16 protein-coding genes, 1 tRNA gene and 1 pseudogene are annotated in these 21,075 nt (G+C 39.8%); 8 read left to right on the top strand and 10 right to left on the bottom strand.

The genetic code is table 11. From position 1 onward, the window contains the following. Positions 1 to 64: 64 nt before the first annotated feature. Positions 65 to 358 carry a DUF3493 domain-containing protein gene (locus NSTC731_RS10240; protein WP_445630710.1) on the bottom strand — a complete coding sequence of 98 codons (294 nt, stop codon included), beginning with the start codon at positions 356 to 358 and terminating at the stop codon, positions 65 to 67. A gap of 33 nt (positions 359 to 391) precedes the next feature. Here NSTC731_RS10240 and NSTC731_RS10235 point away from each other — a divergent pair. Next, positions 392 to 463: transfer RNA gene (locus NSTC731_RS10235), tRNA-Thr, on the top strand. Positions 464 to 618: 155 nt separating this feature from the next. Here NSTC731_RS10235 and NSTC731_RS10230 read toward each other — a convergent pair. After that, complete coding sequence (locus tag NSTC731_RS10230) at positions 619 to 1,056, bottom strand: hypothetical protein (protein WP_445630709.1); 438 nt, start codon at positions 1,054 to 1,056, stop codon at positions 619 to 621. 548 nt (positions 1,057 to 1,604) lie between these two features. On the opposite strand from NSTC731_RS10230, the gene NSTC731_RS10225 reads away from it, so the two are divergent. Together NSTC731_RS10225 and NSTC731_RS10220 are read left to right on the top strand one after the other, a co-directional pair. Beyond that, positions 1,605 to 2,003, top strand: a complete 399-nt coding sequence (locus NSTC731_RS10225) for a DUF433 domain-containing protein (RefSeq protein WP_335191030.1) — start codon at positions 1,605 to 1,607, stop codon at positions 2,001 to 2,003. Beyond that, complete coding sequence (locus NSTC731_RS10220; RefSeq protein ID WP_445630708.1) at positions 1,915 to 2,349, top strand: DUF5615 family PIN-like protein; 435 nt, start codon at positions 1,915 to 1,917, stop codon at positions 2,347 to 2,349. Before NSTC731_RS10225 ends, NSTC731_RS10220 begins: the two co-directional genes overlap by 89 nt. A gap of 84 nt (positions 2,350 to 2,433) precedes the next feature. Here NSTC731_RS10220 and NSTC731_RS10215 read toward each other — a convergent pair whose 3' ends face one another. The 3 genes from NSTC731_RS10215 to NSTC731_RS10205 form a co-directional block, all read right to left on the bottom strand. Beyond that, positions 2,434 to 3,504: a M42 family metallopeptidase gene (locus NSTC731_RS10215; RefSeq protein WP_445632057.1), complete on the bottom strand. Its 1,071-nt coding sequence runs from the start codon at positions 3,502 to 3,504 to the stop codon at positions 2,434 to 2,436. Positions 3,505 to 3,517: 13 nt separating this feature from the next. Further along, positions 3,518 to 4,546, bottom strand: a complete 1,029-nt coding sequence (locus NSTC731_RS10210; protein WP_445630707.1) for an SGNH/GDSL hydrolase family protein — start codon at positions 4,544 to 4,546, stop codon at positions 3,518 to 3,520. Between the two features lie 318 nt (positions 4,547 to 4,864). Next, a complete protein-coding gene (locus NSTC731_RS10205) occupies positions 4,865 to 6,256 on the bottom strand; it encodes an S-layer homology domain-containing protein (protein ID WP_445630706.1) in 1,392 nt (463 codons plus the stop codon). Between the two features lie 1,631 nt (positions 6,257 to 7,887). On the opposite strand from NSTC731_RS10205, the gene NSTC731_RS10200 reads away from it, so the two are divergent. Further along, positions 7,888 to 9,093 carry a histidine kinase gene (locus NSTC731_RS10200; protein ID WP_322669737.1) on the top strand — a complete coding sequence of 402 codons (1,206 nt, stop codon included), beginning with the start codon at positions 7,888 to 7,890 and terminating at the stop codon, positions 9,091 to 9,093. Between the two features lie 45 nt (positions 9,094 to 9,138). Here the strand turns inward: NSTC731_RS10200 and NSTC731_RS10195 are convergent, their stop codons facing one another. Beyond that, entirely contained in the window at positions 9,139 to 10,164 is a 1,026-nt protein-coding gene (locus NSTC731_RS10195; RefSeq protein WP_445632056.1) for a diguanylate cyclase domain-containing protein, read from the bottom strand. Between the two features lie 638 nt (positions 10,165 to 10,802). On the opposite strand from NSTC731_RS10195, the gene NSTC731_RS10190 reads away from it, so the two are divergent. Continuing rightward, the gene (locus tag NSTC731_RS10190; protein WP_445630705.1) at positions 10,803 to 11,063 is read left to right on the top strand and encodes a chlororespiratory reduction protein 7; all 261 of its coding nucleotides are present in this window, start codon (positions 10,803 to 10,805) and stop codon (positions 11,061 to 11,063) included. A 329-nt stretch (positions 11,064 to 11,392) separates the two neighbouring features. Here the strand turns inward: NSTC731_RS10190 and NSTC731_RS10185 are convergent, their stop codons facing one another. Further along, positions 11,393 to 11,962, bottom strand: a complete 570-nt coding sequence (locus tag NSTC731_RS10185) for a DUF2854 domain-containing protein (RefSeq protein WP_445630704.1) — start codon at positions 11,960 to 11,962, stop codon at positions 11,393 to 11,395. 410 nt (positions 11,963 to 12,372) lie between these two features. Between NSTC731_RS10185 and NSTC731_RS10180 the strand changes: the two genes are divergently transcribed. Continuing rightward, positions 12,373 to 12,546 (top strand): hypothetical protein, encoded by a 174-nt coding sequence (locus tag NSTC731_RS10180; RefSeq protein WP_292732096.1) that lies wholly within the window; start codon positions 12,373 to 12,375, stop codon positions 12,544 to 12,546. A 117-nt stretch (positions 12,547 to 12,663) separates the two neighbouring features. On the opposite strand, the gene NSTC731_RS10175 is transcribed toward NSTC731_RS10180, so the two are convergent. Beyond that, entirely contained in the window at positions 12,664 to 13,065 is a 402-nt protein-coding gene (locus NSTC731_RS10175; RefSeq protein WP_445630703.1) for a response regulator, read from the bottom strand. Between the two features lie 161 nt (positions 13,066 to 13,226). Next, a pseudogene (gene ppk1 / locus NSTC731_RS10170) lies at positions 13,227 to 15,436 on the bottom strand (polyphosphate kinase 1). An 856-nt stretch (positions 15,437 to 16,292) separates the two neighbouring features. On the opposite strand from ppk1, the gene NSTC731_RS10165 reads away from it, so the two are divergent. After that, entirely contained in the window at positions 16,293 to 16,700 is a 408-nt protein-coding gene (locus NSTC731_RS10165; protein WP_445630702.1) for a hypothetical protein, read from the top strand. Between the two features lie 731 nt (positions 16,701 to 17,431). Continuing rightward, positions 17,432 to 17,863 carry a hypothetical protein gene (locus tag NSTC731_RS10160; protein WP_445630701.1) on the top strand — a complete coding sequence of 144 codons (432 nt, stop codon included), beginning with the start codon at positions 17,432 to 17,434 and terminating at the stop codon, positions 17,861 to 17,863. 70 nt (positions 17,864 to 17,933) lie between these two features. Here the strand turns inward: NSTC731_RS10160 and NSTC731_RS10155 are convergent, their stop codons facing one another. Beyond that, positions 17,934 to 20,654, bottom strand: a complete 2,721-nt coding sequence (locus NSTC731_RS10155) for a hypothetical protein (RefSeq protein WP_445630700.1) — start codon at positions 20,652 to 20,654, stop codon at positions 17,934 to 17,936. Between the last annotated feature and the right edge of the window lie 421 nt (positions 20,655 to 21,075).

The raw sequence follows: 21,075 nt of genomic DNA, 5'->3' as shown, positions 1-21,075 counted from the left end.
AAATTTGAAGAAAAGATATATCAAAAGAAAGTAGTCAAAAATTAACTAGCTCAGATTTCCCCCTTTAAGAATTAGGATTTTTACCCGAATTGGGGCGTTGTTGCTGACGCTGTTCCCAACGCCAGAGGAAAACCATTAAAGCAACTATTCCGACTTGGAGAGCTAAACTTGGTATTGCACTCTCAACATTGCGTCCGGCAAGCACTTGGAAGAAAAAGACGAATGCACCGAGTAAGCCAGAAGCGCCGAAAGCAATGTAAAAAAATTGTCGGAAGCCGCGATAGGGAGCAGCTATTTCTGCTTTCAGACTGGCATACTGTTCAGGATTAAGACGATTTTTGGGATTTTGATCTACCATGATTAAATCGTGTTATACTTTTAGATTGTGTACGCCGATGTGGCTCAGTGGTAGAGCAGCTGATTCGTAATCAGCAGGCCGTGGGTTCAAATCCCATCATCGGCTTTGATGAAAGTATTCCTCAATATTTAGAGTTTGACATAAATCATGTACAGTGATTAATTATCTGTCGTCGGTGACACATCGATCTCGTTGTGACAAACTACTGCCATTGGTAGATTTTATAGCAATGCTGGCGATCGCTGCTACTGGATATGTAATTATTGCAGCAAAGAAGTTGTGCCATTACCGTTAGTTAAGGCATTGGCAATTGCAGCTTCAGTAGGTTGAGTAGTAAGAACCGCTATAAGTGGAGTAACTTTTGAACTAGATTGTTTACTTCGTCTTCGATTAGAGCCGCCAGCCTTGGAATACTCTATACTGTTTCTGCCGTAGACACTTGCAACTCCACTTAGCATTCGTTCAGACATTTCGGAAAGGGCTTTATCCATCTGGGTTACTGTTTTACGCGATTCTTCCAGATTGGAAACCAGTGTATTATTAGCTTCTAGCATCGCACGGGTAGAGTTGATTAACTGACTGTAAGCTTCAATGGTTAACCCATGTCCTAAATCCAGATTCTCATCAATAGATTTAAGTAAGGCGAGACGAAGTTGGGCTTTGTCAATAGCAGCAGATCCACGAGTTTTTAAAGACATAACACATCCTTTTTTAATAACTCCTTTCTCAACATAGTGGAGTATCCTTTTGCCTGAGATGGGTAGTTTTGTGGATTTATTTCATTACAAGTTAAACGAAATAATTACGAGTTTCCCTGTGTTTTTACTCATTTTTTATATCAATTTCTTGTTTGAGAATAAGTACAATTAGCAATTGGGTACTCCGAAATAGCAATTGGGTACTCCGAAATAGCAATTGGATACTCCGAAATAGCAATTGGATACTCCGAAATAGCAATTGGGTACTCCGAAATAGCAATTGCGTACTCCGAAATAGCAATTGGGTACTCCGAAATAGCAATTGGGTACTCCGAAATAGCAATTGGATACTCCGAAATAGCAATTGGGTACTCCGAAATAGCAATTGCGTACTCCGAAATAGCAATTGGGTACTCCAAATCGATAAATGCGTTGGAGTAGCCCAACCCAGGCATCGCCAAAATCACAAACGATAAATTGAAACTGCTACGGGGCGATCGCGTAGAATAAAGCAAGTAATGAAAAGTAAATTCATTGAGCTTCAGCAAATGCCTTCGTACTTGGTCAATTTACCTGTTCAACTACAGCAAGAGATAGAGCAATGGGCAACTAGCCAAGGAATTTCCCTCGATCAATTTATTTTGTGGGCAGTAGCAGAAAAAGTTGCCTCCCTTCGCCATCAACTGAACGACCCCTCCTTTCCCTTGATTAGCTATCGCATTGGAAGCAGTGGCCAAAAAGTTCCCGTTGTTAGTGGTACAGGAATTCGAGTGCAAACTCTAGCGATTGCTGCTCATCAGTGGGGCTGGTCTTGCGAGGAAATTGTTCAACAATATGGTATTACTGAAGCTCAGATCAATGACGCACTGGGTTTTTACACTGCCCATCGTACCGAGATTGATGAAGCGATCGCTACAGAACAAGCGATTGAAACTGCTGGTGTCTAAACTCCTGCTGCATTTAGATGCAGACACCTCCATTAAAGCATTGCATACGGCTCTAGTTGCTCGTGGTCATGATGTGACTCGCACTCCCAATGAATGGATGCCAGAAGATGCTAGCGATGAAATGCAATTGCTGAAAGCCACAGATAACGGACGGTGTATTTTTACCTTCAACATCAAAGATTTCTTGTCCTTAATTATTCAGTATCCGCAGCACAGAGGCATTATTCTAGCGGCACAAAATAGTTGGAATTTGTCTGACCTCATTCAAGCATTGGATCGCTTGCTATCAGAAACTCAAGCAGAAGACTGGCCTGGGCAAATACGTTGGTTGAATCAATGGCGATGAGAATAGCGTATCAATTGAAAAACAGAACTTTGCGATCGCTAAAATCGCAATTGCAATGCTCCTTCAAATTAAAGCCTCTATACATCACTCAAACTCAGTTTCACAGAAAGCTTTTAATAAATCGATACAATTAGCGATCGCTCCTAAATGAGCAATTTCATATCCATGTGTATTTTGGGTAGGAAACGCCAAACACGCAGCACGGCCAACATGACCAAACTTCATCGCAATTGAAGCATCGCTACCAAATCCACTTAGAGTTGTAAATTGTATCGGCATATCGAGTTGCTTGGCACTATGGCGCAATTGGCCATTTAGTCCCTCATCATATATTCCATAGGCATCTTGAGATAAAAGTACAGGACTTTTACCATCTTTAACAGGATATTCCTCAGATAATGGACAAATTTCTAAAGCAATCAAGGCATCCAAACGCTGATTTTGAGTGAAAAATAGCGCCCCAATTGCTCCCACTTCTTCTTTAGCTGAGGCTACTAAATAAACATCAACTGCTGGCTGTTTCAGGTTTTCAGCCAAAGCTAGCAAAATCGCCACAGAAGCTTTGTTATCCAAAGTGTAACCAGCAATATGATCCTTTAACCGAATTGGACGCTTGCGATGTTTGCCAATCACCATTCTGGTTCCAGGTCGAATACCAGCTGCTTCTAATTCAGCAGATGTCAGCTTCGTTTCAATCCAGGCATTTTCCCACTTCACAGTAGTATCTTCCTGCTGCACTTTTTGCGGCGATTCGTGGGAAACGTGGCGGGAACCAAAGCTGAGAATACCGTGAATGGTTTCGTTATCTCCGAGTAAATCGACAACTCCTTCACCGTAAACCCACGGGAAAGAACCGCCGAGTTTGCGGACTTCCACACGACCTTCATCGCCAATACTCTTGACAATTGCACCAATTTCGTCTTTATGTGCTGTGATGGCGTAGGCGCGAAGCGGCTTGTCGTTAGACATCGCTCGGTCTGGATTTTTCCCTGGAATTTTCGCAATAATATTATCGGCGCGATCGCACCAGACTTCCACACCCAGCGCCGCAAATCGTTTCATCAACAACTGGTTAATCTCAGCTTCTGCACCACTCGGAGAATGGTGCATAACCAATTCTTCAATAATTTCAAATAAGCGATCGTAATCCCACATCAATACAGTTAGTTTAGTTTTCAACTGTTGTATGAGACAATTGTGCATCAAAAACCCGACCTGCTGACCTTTTTTGTTGACGCTTCAGCACTCCTACCGCACCAAAAGCACCAAGGGCTAAAATCCCCAAGTCGATCGCAGGTTCAGGAACAGACTTAGCATCAATCGCCGCTAGTGCAGCGTCTGCTACTAACTTATGAGCAGCAGTCGTTGGGTGAAAATCGTCCCAGAAGAGAAACTTGTTGTTACCTGGATTACATATATCTAGCCTAGATAAACAAGACTCGGTTACATTCGTAAAACCTAATGCACTTGTCTGATTGAATAAAGAATAAGTATCAACAGAGATGATGTTGAGATTTGGGTTTTGACTCAAAGCGCTCACAGTTTTTGCTAAACCCAAGTTAAACTCACTCGTCGATTTACTAAGGGTTGCAGGGTTGCGATCGTCAATTGTAGCTGCTGGGATCTTTCCCAAATCTGACAAGTTAAACACCAAAATATTTTTCGCGCCGACTCCTACCAGAGTATTCAACGCCAGGGATATATTACTGATTGGCGTGGTAGAGTCTTCGGGGTTAAGAAAAAGGAAATCATTCGCACCTCCCCACAATGTATAAAGTGCATTTGGGTCAGCAGTTTGATTATTTGCTTGCAGAGTTCCAGCAAAACCAAGGACTTGTTTGAGTACTCCCGGTAAATTTGGATTAGGAACGACAGCGTTACCTGAACCAGAGCTAGCACCACCGAAAGCGAAGTTTATCCCTTGAGTAGCAGGTGTGGAAGGAAGAGTAGTGAATAAAGTAGGCTTTAACCCTAGCCGATCTCCGAGATAATCTACCCAGAGCGGCCCATCGGAAAAACGTCCTTCAAAGTAAGGTGGGCTTTGAGGGAATGTTTTCCCAGTAGCATTGTATATATTGCCTGTATCGGAAAGACTATCGCCAAATACATAAAGCCGATCGAAACTCACAGCCGAGGCTTTGGTCGGCAACATGAAAGATAGAAGAACAAATCCTGCTGCTACAGCTTGTTTTTTCATATTTGTTTTACCTGTGGTCTTTTTAATTTGTTTAAAAACAATGAAAGGGCGATAGTTTGACAACTTACTCTTTTGAGATACTTCAAAACTAAGTACGTCTATTGAGTTAATTTACGTTGTTTTACTTAACTATGCCTCAAAAATTCATCAAACACAGGTAAAAACGCTTAAAACACTTAGATTTACATTTTCTTGATGAAAAATAGGTGTATTACAAAGAAATAGCAAAATTTATATCCTAAAGGACGGAATTGCCTACTTTTATGCTGATGGTGGACTAACCACAACTAAATCAGGTAGACCATCGTAGACATAGCTTTAACTTTGCTTTAATTTCAAAGCCTCAGTAGCCGATACACCCTCACCTTGACTGCCGAAATACCACAAAGCCGTAGCAGCCTCAGCACGAGTTACTGGTTTTTTGGGTTGAAACAGAGTCGTATAACCAAACACCCGGCGAATATTCGATTGTTCGCCATTCTGATAATCAGCCAACACTGCTCTTAAAGCCTTAGAGTCAATTTTCGCTACGTCTTGGAAACCCCAGGTTTGTTTAACCGCATCTAAGTTAGCAGAGGGTAAAGCTTGGCGAGTATCTAAGGGTAATTTCCACAGTAGCAACTGTTCCCGCGTTAGAGGTGCATCAGGACGAAATAAAACTACTGTAGAATCTCCAGACAAAGGACTAGGAATTAAGCCAGCTTCAGCTAATCCCTGAATTGCAGGAAAATCAGGGTCTTTTGCTGACACATCACTAAAAGCTGGTTGAGTACTTTCTGATGCCAAACGAATCTGTTTAGCTGGATTGTTCGTATATACAGCATTGTTAGCAGCAATCAGCCAACGGGCATATTCTCGATGTGTAACGATTTTACTGGGTTCAAACTGATTAGTTGTAGTAGTATTGCTCTTAGTTGTTTTTGTTTCTATAGATAAAACACCTAATGCAGCCAAGTCCTGGATATGTTGCTGCCATTCTTGTGGTGCCTTATTCAGATCGTTGAATACCTGAGATTTAGAGGTGGTTGTAGGGATTGTTTGGTTATTAGCTGTGCTTGGTGGCTGTGCTGCCGAGTTTGTCGGTGGTATTGGGCCAATGAACTGTGAATTTCCCGGTTGAGGAACAGCGTTAGCAGTTTCGTTAGGATTTGTAGTTGAAGTAGGTTGTGCTGTTGCAGTACTATTCGGTACGTAATCAATCAGTAATTCAGTGGCTGTTTGGGGTTGATTGGGTGTGGCGTTAGTAACTGATTTGGGCTGAATGGAAACCTTCAACAGCAAATCGTTGCGACGTGCCTCAAAAGCCCCTCCGGCATCATCTGTTGGCTGTTGTAAAATCTGCCAGTTATTTGTTTGAAACTGACTGCGATAAAAACTAGCAATAAAATTACTGGGGTCAGAACTTAACCAACGAGTTGAAATTTTGTTTTCTGAGCCGCTAGCAGGTGTAACTTCCTGTAGCTTGGCATTGGAATATAGTGGGATATCTTTAGGAAAATCAACTGGTAACTGAACAGTTGATTCGTTTTGCTGTGCTTGCGGTTGGTTACTCTGAGATTCTCCAAAAACAACTGGATTGCTTTGCAGTTGTGGATCTGCCGCCAAAGATTCCTCAAGGTTTTTGGCGACTGGACTATTAGCACAAGCTGTTAACGAAGTGAGTATAACAGCACAAATGAGAAATACAGCTGGACGTTTACAGGGAAGCACAGGAAATCACAAATTGAGTTTCAATTCCTACCCTAGCGCAGACTGTCCATTAAATGGGAATGAGGCATGGGACATGGTTATTCTCCTTTATTCCCCTGCTCTTTTCTGACTCTCTATATCACCCAAAAACACTACCGACTCACTACGTCTTCTTCGTAAATGTCTATTTTGGTGATGATATCTCCAAAAATGAGTAAACGGTAGCAAAAGCTACCGTATTGTCTTCGTTTTACAGCCATTAGGTTTTGATAATTCCTATGCTTATTTATAGAGTTCCCTAAAATTCTGGAAAACTAACATTTTTGGAAAAAAATATAAATAAACCTGAAATCATTGCTAGATAAGAGTTTTATAATTTCAGAATTCGTAGTCAGGACTTTAGTATTTAGATAAAAGTCACCAACTACAAACCGAGCGATACTAGATTGTGAAGCAATCTTTTAGAGAGTTATCTAAACATCCAAGTTGTAGAGCAGATAACTGATTGATAACTGGTCAAAAAACATTTTAGCCAGCAAAAGCTTGAATCTACTTCCAGATGCACTAGTTGTAACGCGATGCCTACGCCAAGCAACTGAAGTGATAGACTTAGAATAAAGCTCCCCTTAGCTTCACCCAAAGAGGGGAATAGAGCGAGTTCACTAACACTGGCTAACAATCGATTCTGAAAATTATTCATCTGACGATGATAATGTGAGTCGGGCAATAGCTGAAAAATGCCAGTGTTAAACAATTCCAGTAACTTAGCGTAAGTTCGTTATTCTTGACGATTGGGGTAATCAGTAAAGCAGTCAAGTGTCGCAGCAGTTTCCTTAGTATCTCTAAATTGATTTTCTGGAGAAAGTGCTACTTGTGCTGTAGTCAAGAAATTATTGACAGCCTAGAAAGCAGTGAGTGCTTTCTCTAAAAGTGCGTAGTTTACCGCCGTAGGTCTTACCCTGAGCCTGTCGTACCACTTCGTGGAAGCAAGCTACGCGGAGCGTATCGTAGAGAAGGGCATCGCCTTTATGTTATCCAAAACTTTCCCTCAATCAACCCATCCCCTGTTATTCTTGGATAGGGCTGTGCTTCTTTTAGGAAAGCTGGAAGGTGCGCTTCGCAAGTTATAGAAATAGTACATAGTTGGCTTTGGCTGTTTTTCCCAATCCTAGTTAATGATTGGCTTGAGGCGAAAAAGACACTTCATCAAATGCACTGGTGGTTGAAAAAACCTCTACAAACTTGGTCTGAACAGTTAACACCTTCCTGATAGATTAGATACAATTAGCATCTGTGTTTTCTTGGGCGTAGGCGTAGCCCGTCGTAGACATCGCTTGCTCAAAGCAAATATTCAAATTGACATGGTGCTGGACTAGCCAATTTGACATAGTATTAAACCTTTCACCTGCTGGCTCTGACGAAAATTTTTGATTCTGGGCAAATTAAGACTTATATTCAAGGGGCTTAGGTGTTTATTGGAGATGAAGTTCACCAAAAGGGAGCAAAAGGCTGAAAAAGACACGTTTGATGTCAAAAACGCAGATCGGATAGGAGTATGAAAATCTAAAATAGATATTAAGAAGAAAAAACAACGACCATCGACAACCGTCAGTCCTTTTTACTTTCTGTAAAGCGTCACCGGGTTGTTACCAGTGCTGAAACACGATTACATGCAAGTTTCCCAGGATCAGCCTATTTATTCTGAGGCTCCACTCCAGCTGTTACTGTTTGTCGATGGACGTCCCAAGTCCCGTCAACAGGTGCAGCGAATACGTGCTTACTTAAAAGAGTTGCAGGTTGAGTATAGTTTTGAACTTCAAACTATTGATGTTGGTCAACAACCTTACTTAGCAGAACACTTTAAATTGGTAGCAACGCCAGCTTTAATTAAAATTCACCCGGAACCACGGCAGGTTTTGGCTGGAAGTAATATCATCGCGCAATTGAAAAACTGGTGGCCTCGCTGGCAAGCCGCTGTAGACGCCTATTTGAAATTACAGGAAGACTTACAAGAACGGATAGACGATAATGCTAGGGTGACATTACCCAAATCCACTATTCGTTCAGTTGCTGTTTCTGCCGAACTGATCCGACTCTCAGACGAAATTTTTCGCTTAAAACAGGAAAAAGATAACCTCCAAGAGCAGCTACAGTTTAAAGATCGGGTGATTTCGATGCTGGCACACGATCTCCGCAATCCCCTAACTGCCGCCGCGATCGCCATCGAAACTCTCCAATCTAACTACAATTTAGAAACAGGTCAATTTCAGCGCCTTAAACCATCCTTAACGGCGCATCTATTAAAACAAGCCCGCAATCAAACTAAGATCATCGATCGGATGATTGCCGACCTTTTGCAGGTAGGTCGGGGGAAAGATACTGAGTTTCCGATTTTACCACAAAAATTACAGCTAGGTAAACTGTGCTTAGATGTACTAGAAGAATTGTGCGATCGCTACACCGCTAAATCCCAAGAGGTCGAAACAGATATTCCCAATGACTTACCTTATGTATATGCTGACCCAGAACGCATCCGGCAAGTGCTAGTGAATCTGTTGGATAATGCCATCAAATACACCCCAGAAGGTGGCAAAATTAGCATCGCCGGATTACATCGCACTACCCAAAAAGTTCAGTTTAGTATTGGCGATACTGGGCCTGGTATTCCTGTGGAGAATCGCGATCGCATCTTTGAAAACCACTTCCGCCTGCAACGGGATGAAGGTACAGAAGGTTACGGCATTGGTCTTTGTCTATGCCAACGCATCGTTTTAGCACACTATGGCCAAATTTGGGTAGACTCTGCCCCCAATAATGGAGCATGGTTTCACTTCACACTGCCAGTTTATCCTTCTTAGGTAATGGGTATTAACAAATGACCAATGACTAATGACAAATGACAATTAAAAACTTGAGACAAAGCGATCGCGTCCCCCGGCCTTTGCTTGATAGAGTGCTTTATCTGCCAGCACGATCAACTCTGAAGGTGAAGATTCCCAAGTCGGGACAACAGTTGCCACACCCATACTGAGAGTGACGTGCTGACTCACCGCAGAACCGTCATGAACAATTTGCAAATCTTTGATTCCCGCTCGAATTGCGGCGGCGACGTGAAGTGCGCCAGATGCAGGAGTGTATGGCATAATCACAGCAAATTCTTCGCCACCATAACGCGCTACTAAATCCTGATGTTTTTGTGCCTTAAGGCTTAAGACAGCACCCACCTTTTGTAAACATACATCCCCTGCCGGATGGCCATATTTATCATTATAAAATTTAAAAAAGTCGATATCACACAAAATCATTGACAAAGGAAATCCCTCTTGTGCGAGATTAATCCATTGAGTATTGAGATAATCGTCAAAGCGGCGACGATTAGCCAACTCAGTTAAGCCATCTACATTGGCAAGGTGATGCAAAGCTTCGTTTGCCGCCTTTAACTGTTTGTATACTTGTGCTTGCTGTAGCAGTCGACGCAACCGCTGGCGTAATACAGGCCAGTGAATTGGCTTAGTGACATAATCAGTCGCTCCCGCTTCAAAAGCACGGTTTACAGATTCCTCGTCGTCCAAGCATGTGATCATCAAGATGGGAGTGCGTTCCCATATCTTAGACATGACCGTATTGTTAAGAGTCGAGTCAGTATCAAAGGTGGCAAGGGCTGAGATTAAATTATTCCTAGCCATCTGGAGCAAGTGCTTACAGCAGGTAAAGCCATCCATCACAGGCATTACAGCATCTAGCAAAACTATATCCGGTTTGATAGTCTCGTAAGCATCTAAACATTGCTTACCATCATTAACCTCGACCACTCGATAACCTTCTTGTTCCATTGCTTTACGCAACAATACCCGGATGGTCTTGTCATCATCAGCCACTAGAATCAGTGGTGGTTGCTTAGAAACAGAAAATGGGCTTATGCCTGACATGAGTTGCCTTCCACTTGCAGGACTATCCTGAAAAAGACTGTGCAACTCAATCGCATGGGGGCGATCGCTATTTTCATCAATGCCAGGATTTGCGGCAAAGGCGTGTCTAGCTTCACAATCAACTGTTTTTTGACAATGGACTGCCCAATGTTGTTGGGCCAAGCAAGCGGTAGATAGATAAGTTGCATAGACAATCTGTAATTTGAACACGAAGGCAATTGCTGCCTTTTTGTTCAACGATGGTTATGGGAGAAAATGTTACTTTTATATTTCCCTATTGTTAAAGTCAAATTACAATTTTTTTGAGAATTACAAATACACACCCTAATTATTTAATTATGTAGTTAGTTTATAAACCCAGTGAGACAAGTAAAAGCAATCGCCAAAGTCTCTTCAGAAGATAGCTAATACTAAATACTAATGACTGAAATTTATTTAGTCTGTCCGACAAGGCTTGTTGAGGTTTAGTATAATTACATAAGATTGAGATAGAACTTAGTGCCAAACTTTATTTTCAAGTGACTTTATAACTCTTTCGTTCTAGCCATAAACTGCCCACAACTAAAGTTGACTACACAAATAAGCAAAAGTTCTTCTAAAAACCATCCAAACCTATTGACATTCGCTAAATCTTTAAAATGCCAGACTCATTAATGTACCAGCAGGATAATTTTGTTGTTCTAGAAACAAACCAACCAGAACAATTCATGACATCATCAGAGCTATTAGAAAAGCTCAAAATAACTCTTCAGCAAATCATAATTCAAGATTTACCGCCTGACTTACAAAAGTTTAATACTGTGGAAACTCAAGCCCAATATCTAATTGACACTAGTTGCGAATTAGATATTGGTCCGGGAAAATATTTACAGTGGTACGCAGTTCGTTTAGAAAAGTAACTTTTTGGGAAATGCTTAAGAGAATCCCAAAAAAATTTTAACAAAAAATTTCTGACTACCTCCCCGACTTTTTGAAAAAGTTGGGGAGTTAAATCTTGGTCAAGGGAATTCTCCAAAAAGGATAATTACTAATTCATAATTCATAGTTCAAGACACTGTATACTAATCCACACTGCTCATCAAAAATTTGGTAGTTAATAAGAGCATGGAGCCTACAGATACCACTAATTGTAATTATGAACTATTAATTATTTTGACTGTTGCCAAAATATGGGTAACAACAAGTCATAAAGGGATGAAATTTGGGTAACGATAATTTTTACTCTTGACTATTGACTACTGACTAGTGATTCTTTTTGAGTATTGATTAGCGCTAGCTCAATTGTATTTTCAGATGGCTGCGTTATTTGAATTTCCAAACCAGGGCCAAAATAATTGGTCATTTTTTCATGCTTTTTTTGCCACACATCAATCGGTATTAGCGGTGAATCAAATTCTAAAATTAGGGCATAGCTCCCATTAACTTCCGTTTCTCGTAACCCTGTCACTGTTGGCCGTTCTTGGTCAGTGGGACTCAAACCCAGAAAAGAAAGTGTTGTATCTAGATGAGCATCTTGACCGTAGCAATATCGGGTGATGTCTTTGCGAATTTTATTTTGCGTCTCAGTTGCTTGCTGCTGGCGCAGTTTCAATGCTGATGGTGACGTAGTTTGGGTAAATGGTACTGGCTTAAGTTCATTCGCTTTTAGTGCCAGTCCTCCCAATAGTAGAGGAATTCCGTAAAAAAATCCGACAAGATTGAGTGTGGCATTATTATCAGCATAGGCGACAAAGCCAATGATGGTTAATATGCTGCCGATAGTTAGACCGAGTGTTCCCAAAGAGATTTGGCGTAGCATGAGCTTAAATTAGGATAAAGTCTGAATACCTTAGTTTTATTATCATCGGCTATGAGCAACAAATTAGGAAAAAACATTGTCTCCAAGTGCTAGTATTCAACTAACCCCAAATTGCCATATTAAGATGGTTAGAAACCGCACGCCAGTTGCTCATGAATGGGAAGGGAACATACCAAGAGCGAATAAATCAGGCATTGTCGCTCAAAACACTGGCTTCGTTTAAACGAGACTTTACCCACCTTCGTCTTTGTGGTTTTCAAACACTCAATTTATCCTTAGTCTATATTCGCGCAGCATCACGCACAGAAGGCAAGTGGCACTAAGTTGACTAATAAGGTGTATAGTGTCCCAGAATATTAGATTTTGAGTTAACTTTAAATTTAAAGGTAGTTAAAGATAGGAAAAAAATAATGGACCTACAGACTATAAAAGAACGAATTGTCGCAGTTCAAAATAAACGCGATTACCTATTAAGCTTACTGGAGCAACCAAACCTGGGAACTTTGAGAATAGATGTAAATCAGGCTTTGGAAGAACTGGATGAATTAATTGATGAATTTACACGCACCATTCCGGTAGAGTAAAATTTATTAAAATTTACGTTGGTTTAACCTCAATTTCCGGCTAGACCGACGTTTTTCAGTAGTATCATGTCTTCAAATCCCCAAAATTGAACTATGCTTGAGTTGGCGAAGCAATAATCAATCTCCTACACGCTGACCTAACTGCCTAACCAAGGCAATAAGTTCGCTTGTAGGTACATCTTTCTTGCAAACGTTATCAAAGCTAGACATTGCCTTTTGCCCATGAAAATTTACGTCTTCCACTGAGGAGTAAGCAAGTATCTGGGTGTTTGGAGATATAGCTTTAATGTGACTGGACGCACTCCAGCCATCCATGACTGGCATCTGTAAATCTAGAACAATTACGTCAGGATGGCAACGTTTAACCATTTCTATAGCTTCTTCACCATTACTGGCTAAACCTACTACTTGAATATTTTCCTGGCAAGAAAAAACTAATTGTAAGGTTAAACGAGTCAGTTCGTGATCGTCAACTACTAAAACACGCAAAATAGACAGCTCGCAGGATAACATTAACATTGAGGGGAAAGACAAGTTTATTCAGAATAACCTCTCCAGTTTATGAGAACAAGTGCCAGCACTGACTCTATCCTATGGTTGAATAACTTGTGTGAACCTATGATAAACAACTTAGACAACTGCTCAAAAAATTCAATTTTTCCCAAAAAAACTAAGTTGAGCTAGTTGTCAAGGTATAAGTAACTTATTTTTTTATCAATCAGGTTGGGACTACACCAGTTGAGCGTAATGCCATGTTTATGAGAATTTTTTGTGAATTAGCTTCTGGAGAATCATCATAAGGACGCCGTTGAATGTAACTACCATCAGCTTGTAATTCCCAAGCTTGGCGATTATCTGCGAGCATAATTCCCATAATTTCTTGCAAATCTTTAGCAATATCTGGGTCTTTGACTGGGGTAATTACTTCGACTCGGCGATCCAAGTTGCGGCGCATCCAGTCAGCACTGCCGATATAGATTTCCTCCTGTGTATTGTTATGAAAATAATAAATCCGAGAGTGCTCTAAAAAGCGACCGACAATACTGATAATGCGAATATTTTCACTAATGTCTTTGATTCCTGGGCGTAAACAACAAACACCCCTAACAATTAAGTCGATTTGCACTCCGGCGCGGGAAGCTTCATATAAAGTGGCGATAATTTCTGGATCTACTAGGGAATTCATTTTGGCGACAATCCGTCCAGAAAATCCATTTTGAACATTTTCGATTTCGCGGTGAATTAATGCCAAAAAGCGATCGCGCATATTCACTGGCGCAACCAGCAACTCTCGATAAGATTTTTGCAGAGAGTATCCGGTTAAGAAATTAAATAAATCTGTAATGTCAGCACCCAACTCTTCACGGCAACTAAACAATCCTAAATCTGTATACAGCCGTGCTGTTTTAGGGTTATAGTTACCAGTCCCAATATGTACGTAGCGACGTATCCGGTCTTTTTCGCGCCGTACCACCATGACGGTTTTACTATGGGTTTTTAGCCCGACTAAACCATAGACAACATGAACTCCAACTCTTTCTAGTCGTTTTGCCCAGTAAATATTATTCTCCTCATCAAATCGCGCCTTTAATTCCACCAGCACAGATACCTGCTTGCCATTTTCAGCAGCAGCAATCAAGGCGTTGACGATCGGCGAGTCACCAGAAGTCCGGTAAAGGGTCATCTTGATGGCTAACACATTTGAATCGTAGGCAGCATGAGTAATAAAGCGCACTACTGTAGCCGAAAAAGATTGATAGGGATGGTGTACTAGTAAATCCTTTTCCCGAATTACAGCAAAAAAGTCTTTTCCTTCGTCCGTCTCCAGCGCATCTGGGTCTAAACTCGGTTCTCTCAGCCTTTGCAGGCGTAATGGTACAACAGATTGGCGTGGTGGATCTTTGAGCTCCGGCAATGGTAAGGACATAAAGTACATTAAATCCCGCAGTCCCAAAAGACCATCTACCTCGTAAACATCACTTTCTGCTAATTCCAAATCATGTAATAATCGCGATCGCACTATTTCCGGAGTCTGGGATTGAATTTCTAGCCGGACTGGACTACCACCCAGGCGCCGTTTTCGCAATTCCTGTTCGATCGCTAACAACAAATCATCTGCTTCATCTTCTTCTAAGACCAAATCGGCATCACGGGTAATGCGGAACGGATGATATTCTTGAATGTTCATCCCTGGAAATAGTGATTCCAAGTTATGAGCGATCGCCTGTTCTAAAGGTACTCCAGTCCAATGGGCAGGTTTTTCGCTATTCTGATCTCCCAACTCAGGCGGTATTGGTAAAAATCGTGGTAGAACGCTAGGGACTTTGATTCTGGCAAAAAATTCTTCTTCGGTGTCTGGATTCTTGACCACAACAGCCAGATTTAAACTGAGATTAGAAATAAACGGAAAGGGATGACTAGGATCGACAGCCAGAGGAGTCAAAACTGGAAAGATTTGTTCCTCAAAATAGCTGTTGAGATGAGTCCGCTGCTTTTGATTTAAATCTATGTAATTCAGAATATGAATGCCATGATTTACTAGTAGAGGACGAAGTACTTGCTCAAAATGTTGGTGCTGTTTGTGGACATGGGGAATGAGAGTAGACCTAATATCGTCTAGCTGTTGTTGTGGTGTGCGACCATCAGGAGTTAACAGGCTAACTTTTGCCTCTACTTGTTGCTTTAAGCCAGCAACGCGCACCATAAAAAACTCATCTAAATTAGAGTTAAATATTCCCAAAAACTTAAGACGTTCCAGAAGTGGGGTGCGATCGTCACAAGCTTCATGTAATACCCTGGCATTAAATTCTAACCAGCTTAACTCTCGGTTAAGATAATATTGTGGATCGCTGAGATTGATGGGGGTAGCGCTTTTCTTAGATTTTGCCATAATGACCTAATGCCAGGCAGATGTAGCCCATTCAACTGGGGGACAATAAATATAGTAGGTTAAATGGTGCTTGAGCAAAACGCTGAGGCAATTTTTTGCTGTGCTTATTATCTAGCTCACTACTGGTAAAAGACAGACATCAGAATTTTAAAAATCTATTTGTATTTAAATAACTGTAGTCAAAGACTCAAAAATTAACTTGTGTAGGCACGAAAGCCAACATTCCTAAGAAATTTTTGGGTGCTTTGCGCGTAGGCATAGCCCGTCGTAGATATCGCCTTGGCTATCTTCCAGATAATCACCCTAGCCACCCAACCTATAACTAGATTTTATAGCCATTTTCAATTTTATGGAATATGGTGTTGGCGTATAGTTATCTGCCCTTTCAAACTATTGCATCCATACAATAACTGCGATCGGACTGGGATTCAAATCGTTGCCCACAGCATATTACCTATAAAGATGCACTTAAGATTTAGCAAAGATATGACATAGCCATATCTAACAAGTTTTAACGAATTATTAAGCAGTGTTTACAGGGTATTGGGACATTGAAAGCAGTCTAAAGGCTTACCTCCAAGACTTGATGGATTTGGTTTTATCAAACCCAAAATTGAGTAATCATTACTACAATCTTTATACAGGCATTTAGTAGGCATAAGCCTTACTGCAACTCCATTTTTATGAGGTATTTGAAGCTTTTATTCAGAGCTACACCAATACTTCCATCTATTAGTTTTTTTAATTTATGACCTCTGCAATTTTTTAAAACTTCAGTACAATCTCTGAGATGTTTCTGGCAGACAATGGTTATATTGATAACGTAAAGAAAAACAACACGGGGAGTTTGTTAATCATGAAAATTTCTGCGATCGTTAAAGGAAGCATCTGTTTATTAGGTTTGGTTGGTGTTGGTAATATCCTGGCTGCACCAGCAAATGCAGGACAAGCTTCTGCTCGTGGTGCAGTTACAATAGTTAGACCATCAGGTGCTTCTCTCAGCGTCAGTGGTGAGTTGGTTGCAGCTCCGGGTACAGACTTTACCGCACTAGATGTTGTCGTTAATGGTAATTCTGCTCCAGGTACAAACCAAGAAGTTGTCACAGGTCTCACATTAACTCCAACTGCTGGGACATCTTCAGTCACACCTCCCACCACAATTTCAGCAGCTATTGCAGCAGCTATTGCAGCCAATGCTCCTACAACTGTTGAAGATTTAGCAACCCTTGTCAGAGCAGCTGGTGCTGGTGGCGGTCTAGAGTAGATTGAATTTTTGCCTCGTAAGTACTTACAAAATTTTTAACAACTGACAAAACAGTTGAATAAATTAATAGATCGTAGGGAGGAGAAATAGCAATGCTATATCTGTTCCCTATATTTATTTTGTGGCTCAGATTCCCAACTTTTTGAAAAAGTTGGGAATTTTGTTATGTGGGTCTTTCGTAGAGACGCATAGCTAGAGTCATTGGTGTTAAGTAAACGTGAAAGCTGGTAAGCAAGAATGCTTTGAGACATTATCTTGTTCCTAGTCTCTTGACTGGAAAGACATATTTTGTCCACCTCAAGTATTGAGGTAGAGCCGCAATGACAAGTATTTCCAGCTAGAGACTGGAAGCGAGGTTTTAAAAGGTTTTACGTTTAAACTCAGTAAAGGCAATTCATGAATTGCCCCTACTGAAAACTAGGATTTTAGTCCTTTATTGAATTGCCATCTAACTCCTCATCAATCTTTTACATAGCTTTAGTGATATCAATATAAACCCTGAAACTCTCACTGAATATTGAATAGAGAGCTTGCGTAAAAATACGAAGCCTCAAAATGTCCATTTTTCACAAAACGCTCCCAACAAACGTTTTATATTTTTATACACTGAAAGAATAAAAGCCCAATAACAAAGGGTTCTGCCTCTACTTTTGCTAGTCGAGGTTAATTTTGCATTTCCAAGCAAAATCTGGAAACAAGCTAAGGCGAAGAATATGAGGAGTTTATAAAACATGAATAGCTTATCCCAAAAATTATCTATAAGTCTTCGGAGAAGTATCTGTCTATTAGGCTTAATAAGTGTAGGAAACTTTTTAGCCGCACCAGCAAACGCACAACAAGCTACTGCTGGTGGTGCTGTTACTCTTATTAGACCTTCTGGCACTTTTCTCAGTGTCAGTGGCGAGGTAACTTTACCTTCTGGCTCTTACTTTAACGGAGGTGTAACAATTTCTCCTACTTATGGAGGTATCGCAGGTGGAAATGACGAAACAATAACTAGTCTGACTATAAGCCCAGGATTAGTTCAAACTACTACACTCTCTAACCCAAACTCATTTATTGATACAACAGCAAACTTATTAAAAAATACTACTTCTGTTGAAGATTTAACAACTGTAATCCGAGCGGTCGGTGGTAATAATGGCTTAAATGGTTTAGATTAAACATAATTGACAAATTAAAAACCTTATATCCCCGACTTCTTTGATAAGTCGGGGATATTTTACGATGCCATCAAAATCGATAACCACCTTGAAGCTGTAGGTCAAATCCATTCTCGCCTGTACCAATTTGAGTTTCTATAAACACACTATTATCTGGAAAATTATGTCTGAGAATCACTCCATAATTGAAGCCAGAAACTCGGTTGCTCAAACCTATATTATTAATAGCATAGTTTTTAAAATAAACGCCAGCAGAAAGATTTTTGCTAACTTTGTGCAAACCTTGAAATTGAAAGAAAAACTCTTTACCCATCTCCAAATTAGTCTTGAGGTTCAAACCATAACTAGTACTAAACTCTCCATTAAAAAGACCTAGAAACTCACCATTGCTATTATTCTCAACAAAAGCGATACCAGGAGCTAAAGAAAAACCAAAATTTCTTTCTTGATGCTGATATAAATAACTTAAATAAGTAGAAAAAGGATTATTTTTATTAGAAGCACTATTCCAATCAACTCTCAAGAATGGTACGTGAGTGTTAATAGCTACAGGCTTTTGGGCTGAATTTAACCGCACATCAGTTTTAATATAGTTAAGAAGTATATTAGTATAGAAACCTAATGTTGGTTCTTCTATTCCTAAATTATTATTGGAAACGCCTGGAGCTGAGTTAGCATCTATATTCAACCATGTTCCTACATTAGCACTATAATTAAAATTTCCAGAAGTACCTGCTGCTAATAATTCAACTGTCGGCAATGAGAGATAACCGTTAAAACTATTAAAACTAACACCAATTTTGTCAACTCTAGTGAGTTCCATATAATCGAATGCTAAATCGGCTGCTCGCGCTTCAATTGGTACTATTGTCGAATCTGAGGAATTAAATTTTTGTACAAATTGTTGTCCTTGGGGACTTGTCAAAATTACTTCGGCAGCAGATGATTGGTTAATAGGATTAATGGAAGTATCATTTAAAGGAATTGGAATACCAATGTAAGTCAGAGGGCCAAAAGTTTTATTAGAGAGCCTTAAATCAGAAAAGAATGTATTACCTTCCTTTAAAATAGAAATATCTCTTCCAAGAAATTGAACTGCTCGTTTGTGGTTTCCCGTTCTTATTTGTAAAATACTAGAGTTCTGAGGAGTGACTTGACTAGGAAATGTGTAAGTTCCAGATACCTGCTCTAGTCCACTAGATGCATTAGCATAAGATAAAGTGCGATTCAGCCTGTTATTGATTTGTCTTCTTTGTTCAGATGTAGCAGTTGTATGTAAAGAATTAAAGCCTTCTCCATCCTTAAATTTTTGTCTAGCTTCTTGTATACCTTGTTGAATATTATCAATTTTAATAGCTTCAAAAACTTCACCTAATAACAAACCTAATGTAGAATTTACTGATTGAATAGCATCAAGACTAGTATCGCTGAATTTAGCTGTCAAAGATAATCCGGGAGCAGAAAAAATATTAGAATAAGTAGCCTTAACTGCAACTGGGTCGTATTGAATTAAACTGCGATTATGAGGACGGCTAACATATAGCCTATGCCAATCTGAACTTTCTTGAGTTTGAGATAGCGTCTGAAATACAGGTTGTCTTCTCCCTAAAGATACCCACTGCAAAGAGTTAAAATAATGAAAGTCTTTCTCCGGTTGAGAAAGAAAAGGATTGACTGCTACATTTAATAAATCATAGTTATCAAATTTGCCAAGTTGAGCAACCTTAATACCTGGTAAGGAAGAGATAGGAGCATTAAAACCAAAACCTTCTCCTGTCAAGATATTTCCCCAGGAGATACCAGTGGCTTCTAGGGCACTATTAGGAATGATTTCGCCTATTTTGAGTTTGACATTTCCATCATCTAGTAAAGGCTGTATATTCGTCGTTGGAAAGCCTTGCAAAATTTTGGGGGCATTGGCAGCATCTAAAGCTTGAAATAAAGCTTGTCCACCATTAATACTCAAAGTAGAACCACTACCAATAGCTGGAATAGGATTTCTTAGAACTGTGACATTAGGATTGTTTGAGTCAATTCCACTATTAATGGTAACTCTGCCAGCAGGTATCCCTTCAAGATTTACCAATTGTCCAACTATTGAGGTTATGGAAAAATTCTGAGTATCAACGTCTCCAAATAAATTCTGAAAATCTGCAGGTATAGCGAACAGAGTTTGCAATCCCCAAAATGCCTGTTGTGAAGTAACATTTTGGGTGATATAAGTATGAGTTTGTCTTCCTTGAGAGATGATACCGGCTTGGGAGCCTTTGGTTTCAACTACTATTCTATTGCCATCGAGAACCCAGTAAAACTGGTCAGTCTTGGGAAATTTTGCATAAGTAAACTTATCAATAATCTGATTTTCTCCAGAAAATCTTACTCTTAGATCCGTATCTATATAATTTTCATTTTTATTTGGCTTAAATAATTCTGTGGAAAAAGTAAGGTTATCTGTAGGATTAACAATCCAAGGATACTTGTTGGCACTAAATGTTAGGGCATCAAGAATTATTGTCTTTTGGATTGCTTGTGGTTGCTTTTTTGTTCGGCGTAGTTTTTCGATTAGTATTTGTTGTTGGGGTGTGTATGGTTTGGACGGATTTGAATTTGATGGTTGAATTGTATTTGGTTGAGGCTTTTCTCGATCTTCTTCAGGTAGCTGAGGAGGCTTTTCTTTGTATTCTTCAATTGGGATAACATCAGCAATGGTGAATTTGCGTAACTGTTTTGGTTTCTCTAAGTTAGAGTTAGACTTTCTTAAAGCCTGTTTTAACAGTTCTTGGTTTTGCAAGTTATTTATTTTTCGAGCGGAATTTATTAATGACTTGTTATGATGAGCGATTAAATCAATATTATTCCTGTCTATGCTTAGAGCGATCGCAGATAATTTAATAAATACAATTTTGTATAAAATTGTTGAAAATAACAAACAGATACCAAGAATCTTGATACTTTTTCTGAATCTCATTAGGGAGATATTGATAGTTCTTCGATTTGAATTTTTCAATGTTTTCAAAATAATTTTTTTGGCTATTCAAACTTTTGAGCATTGGCTAATGTCGAAAATTAACCATTATTTAATACTTAGTCTTTGATTTATTTGATTTGATGGATGGATTCAACAGTGTTTCAGTAAATATAGTTAGTCAAAAAAGTTTTCTTTCTTATCCTGTCGGCAAATAATAAAATAGGATTAAGCAGATTTACTGCAA

The sequence above is a fragment of the Nostoc sp. DSM 114167 genome (assembly GCF_052692655.1).
The sequence above is the reverse complement of the archived record's forward strand: the minus strand, read 5'-3'. Positions and strand labels throughout refer to the sequence as shown.

What these genes read in the sequence shown, in the direction of transcription:
- NSTC731_RS10160 (WP_445630701.1), top strand. Translation starts at nt 17,432, where the DNA reads ATGAATAGCTTATCCCAAAAATTATCTATAAGTCTTCGGAGAAGTATC.
- NSTC731_RS10220 (WP_445630708.1), top strand. Translation starts at nt 1,915, where the DNA reads ATGACGCACTGGGTTTTTACACTGCCCATCGTACCGAGATTGATGAAG.
- NSTC731_RS10230 (WP_445630709.1), bottom strand. Translation starts at nt 1,056, where the DNA reads ATGTCTTTAAAAACTCGTGGATCTGCTGCTATTGACAAAGCCCAACTT.
- NSTC731_RS10240 (WP_445630710.1), bottom strand. Translation starts at nt 358, where the DNA reads ATGGTAGATCAAAATCCCAAAAATCGTCTTAATCCTGAACAGTATGCC.
- NSTC731_RS10185 (WP_445630704.1), bottom strand. Translation starts at nt 11,962, where the DNA reads ATGCTACGCCAAATCTCTTTGGGAACACTCGGTCTAACTATCGGCAGC.
- NSTC731_RS10190 (WP_445630705.1), top strand. Translation starts at nt 10,803, where the DNA reads ATGCCAGACTCATTAATGTACCAGCAGGATAATTTTGTTGTTCTAGAA.
- NSTC731_RS10225 (WP_335191030.1), top strand. Translation starts at nt 1,605, where the DNA reads ATGCCTTCGTACTTGGTCAATTTACCTGTTCAACTACAGCAAGAGATA.
- NSTC731_RS10175 (WP_445630703.1), bottom strand. Translation starts at nt 13,065, where the DNA reads ATGTTAATGTTATCCTGCGAGCTGTCTATTTTGCGTGTTTTAGTAGTT.
- NSTC731_RS10165 (WP_445630702.1), top strand. Translation starts at nt 16,293, where the DNA reads ATGAAAATTTCTGCGATCGTTAAAGGAAGCATCTGTTTATTAGGTTTG.
- NSTC731_RS10210 (WP_445630707.1), bottom strand. Translation starts at nt 4,546, where the DNA reads ATGAAAAAACAAGCTGTAGCAGCAGGATTTGTTCTTCTATCTTTCATG.
- NSTC731_RS10180 (WP_292732096.1), top strand. Translation starts at nt 12,373, where the DNA reads ATGGACCTACAGACTATAAAAGAACGAATTGTCGCAGTTCAAAATAAA.
- NSTC731_RS10215 (WP_445632057.1), bottom strand. Translation starts at nt 3,504, where the DNA reads ATGTGGGATTACGATCGCTTATTTGAAATTATTGAAGAATTGGTTATG.
- NSTC731_RS10195 (WP_445632056.1), bottom strand. Translation starts at nt 10,164, where the DNA reads ATGTCAGGCATAAGCCCATTTTCTGTTTCTAAGCAACCACCACTGATT.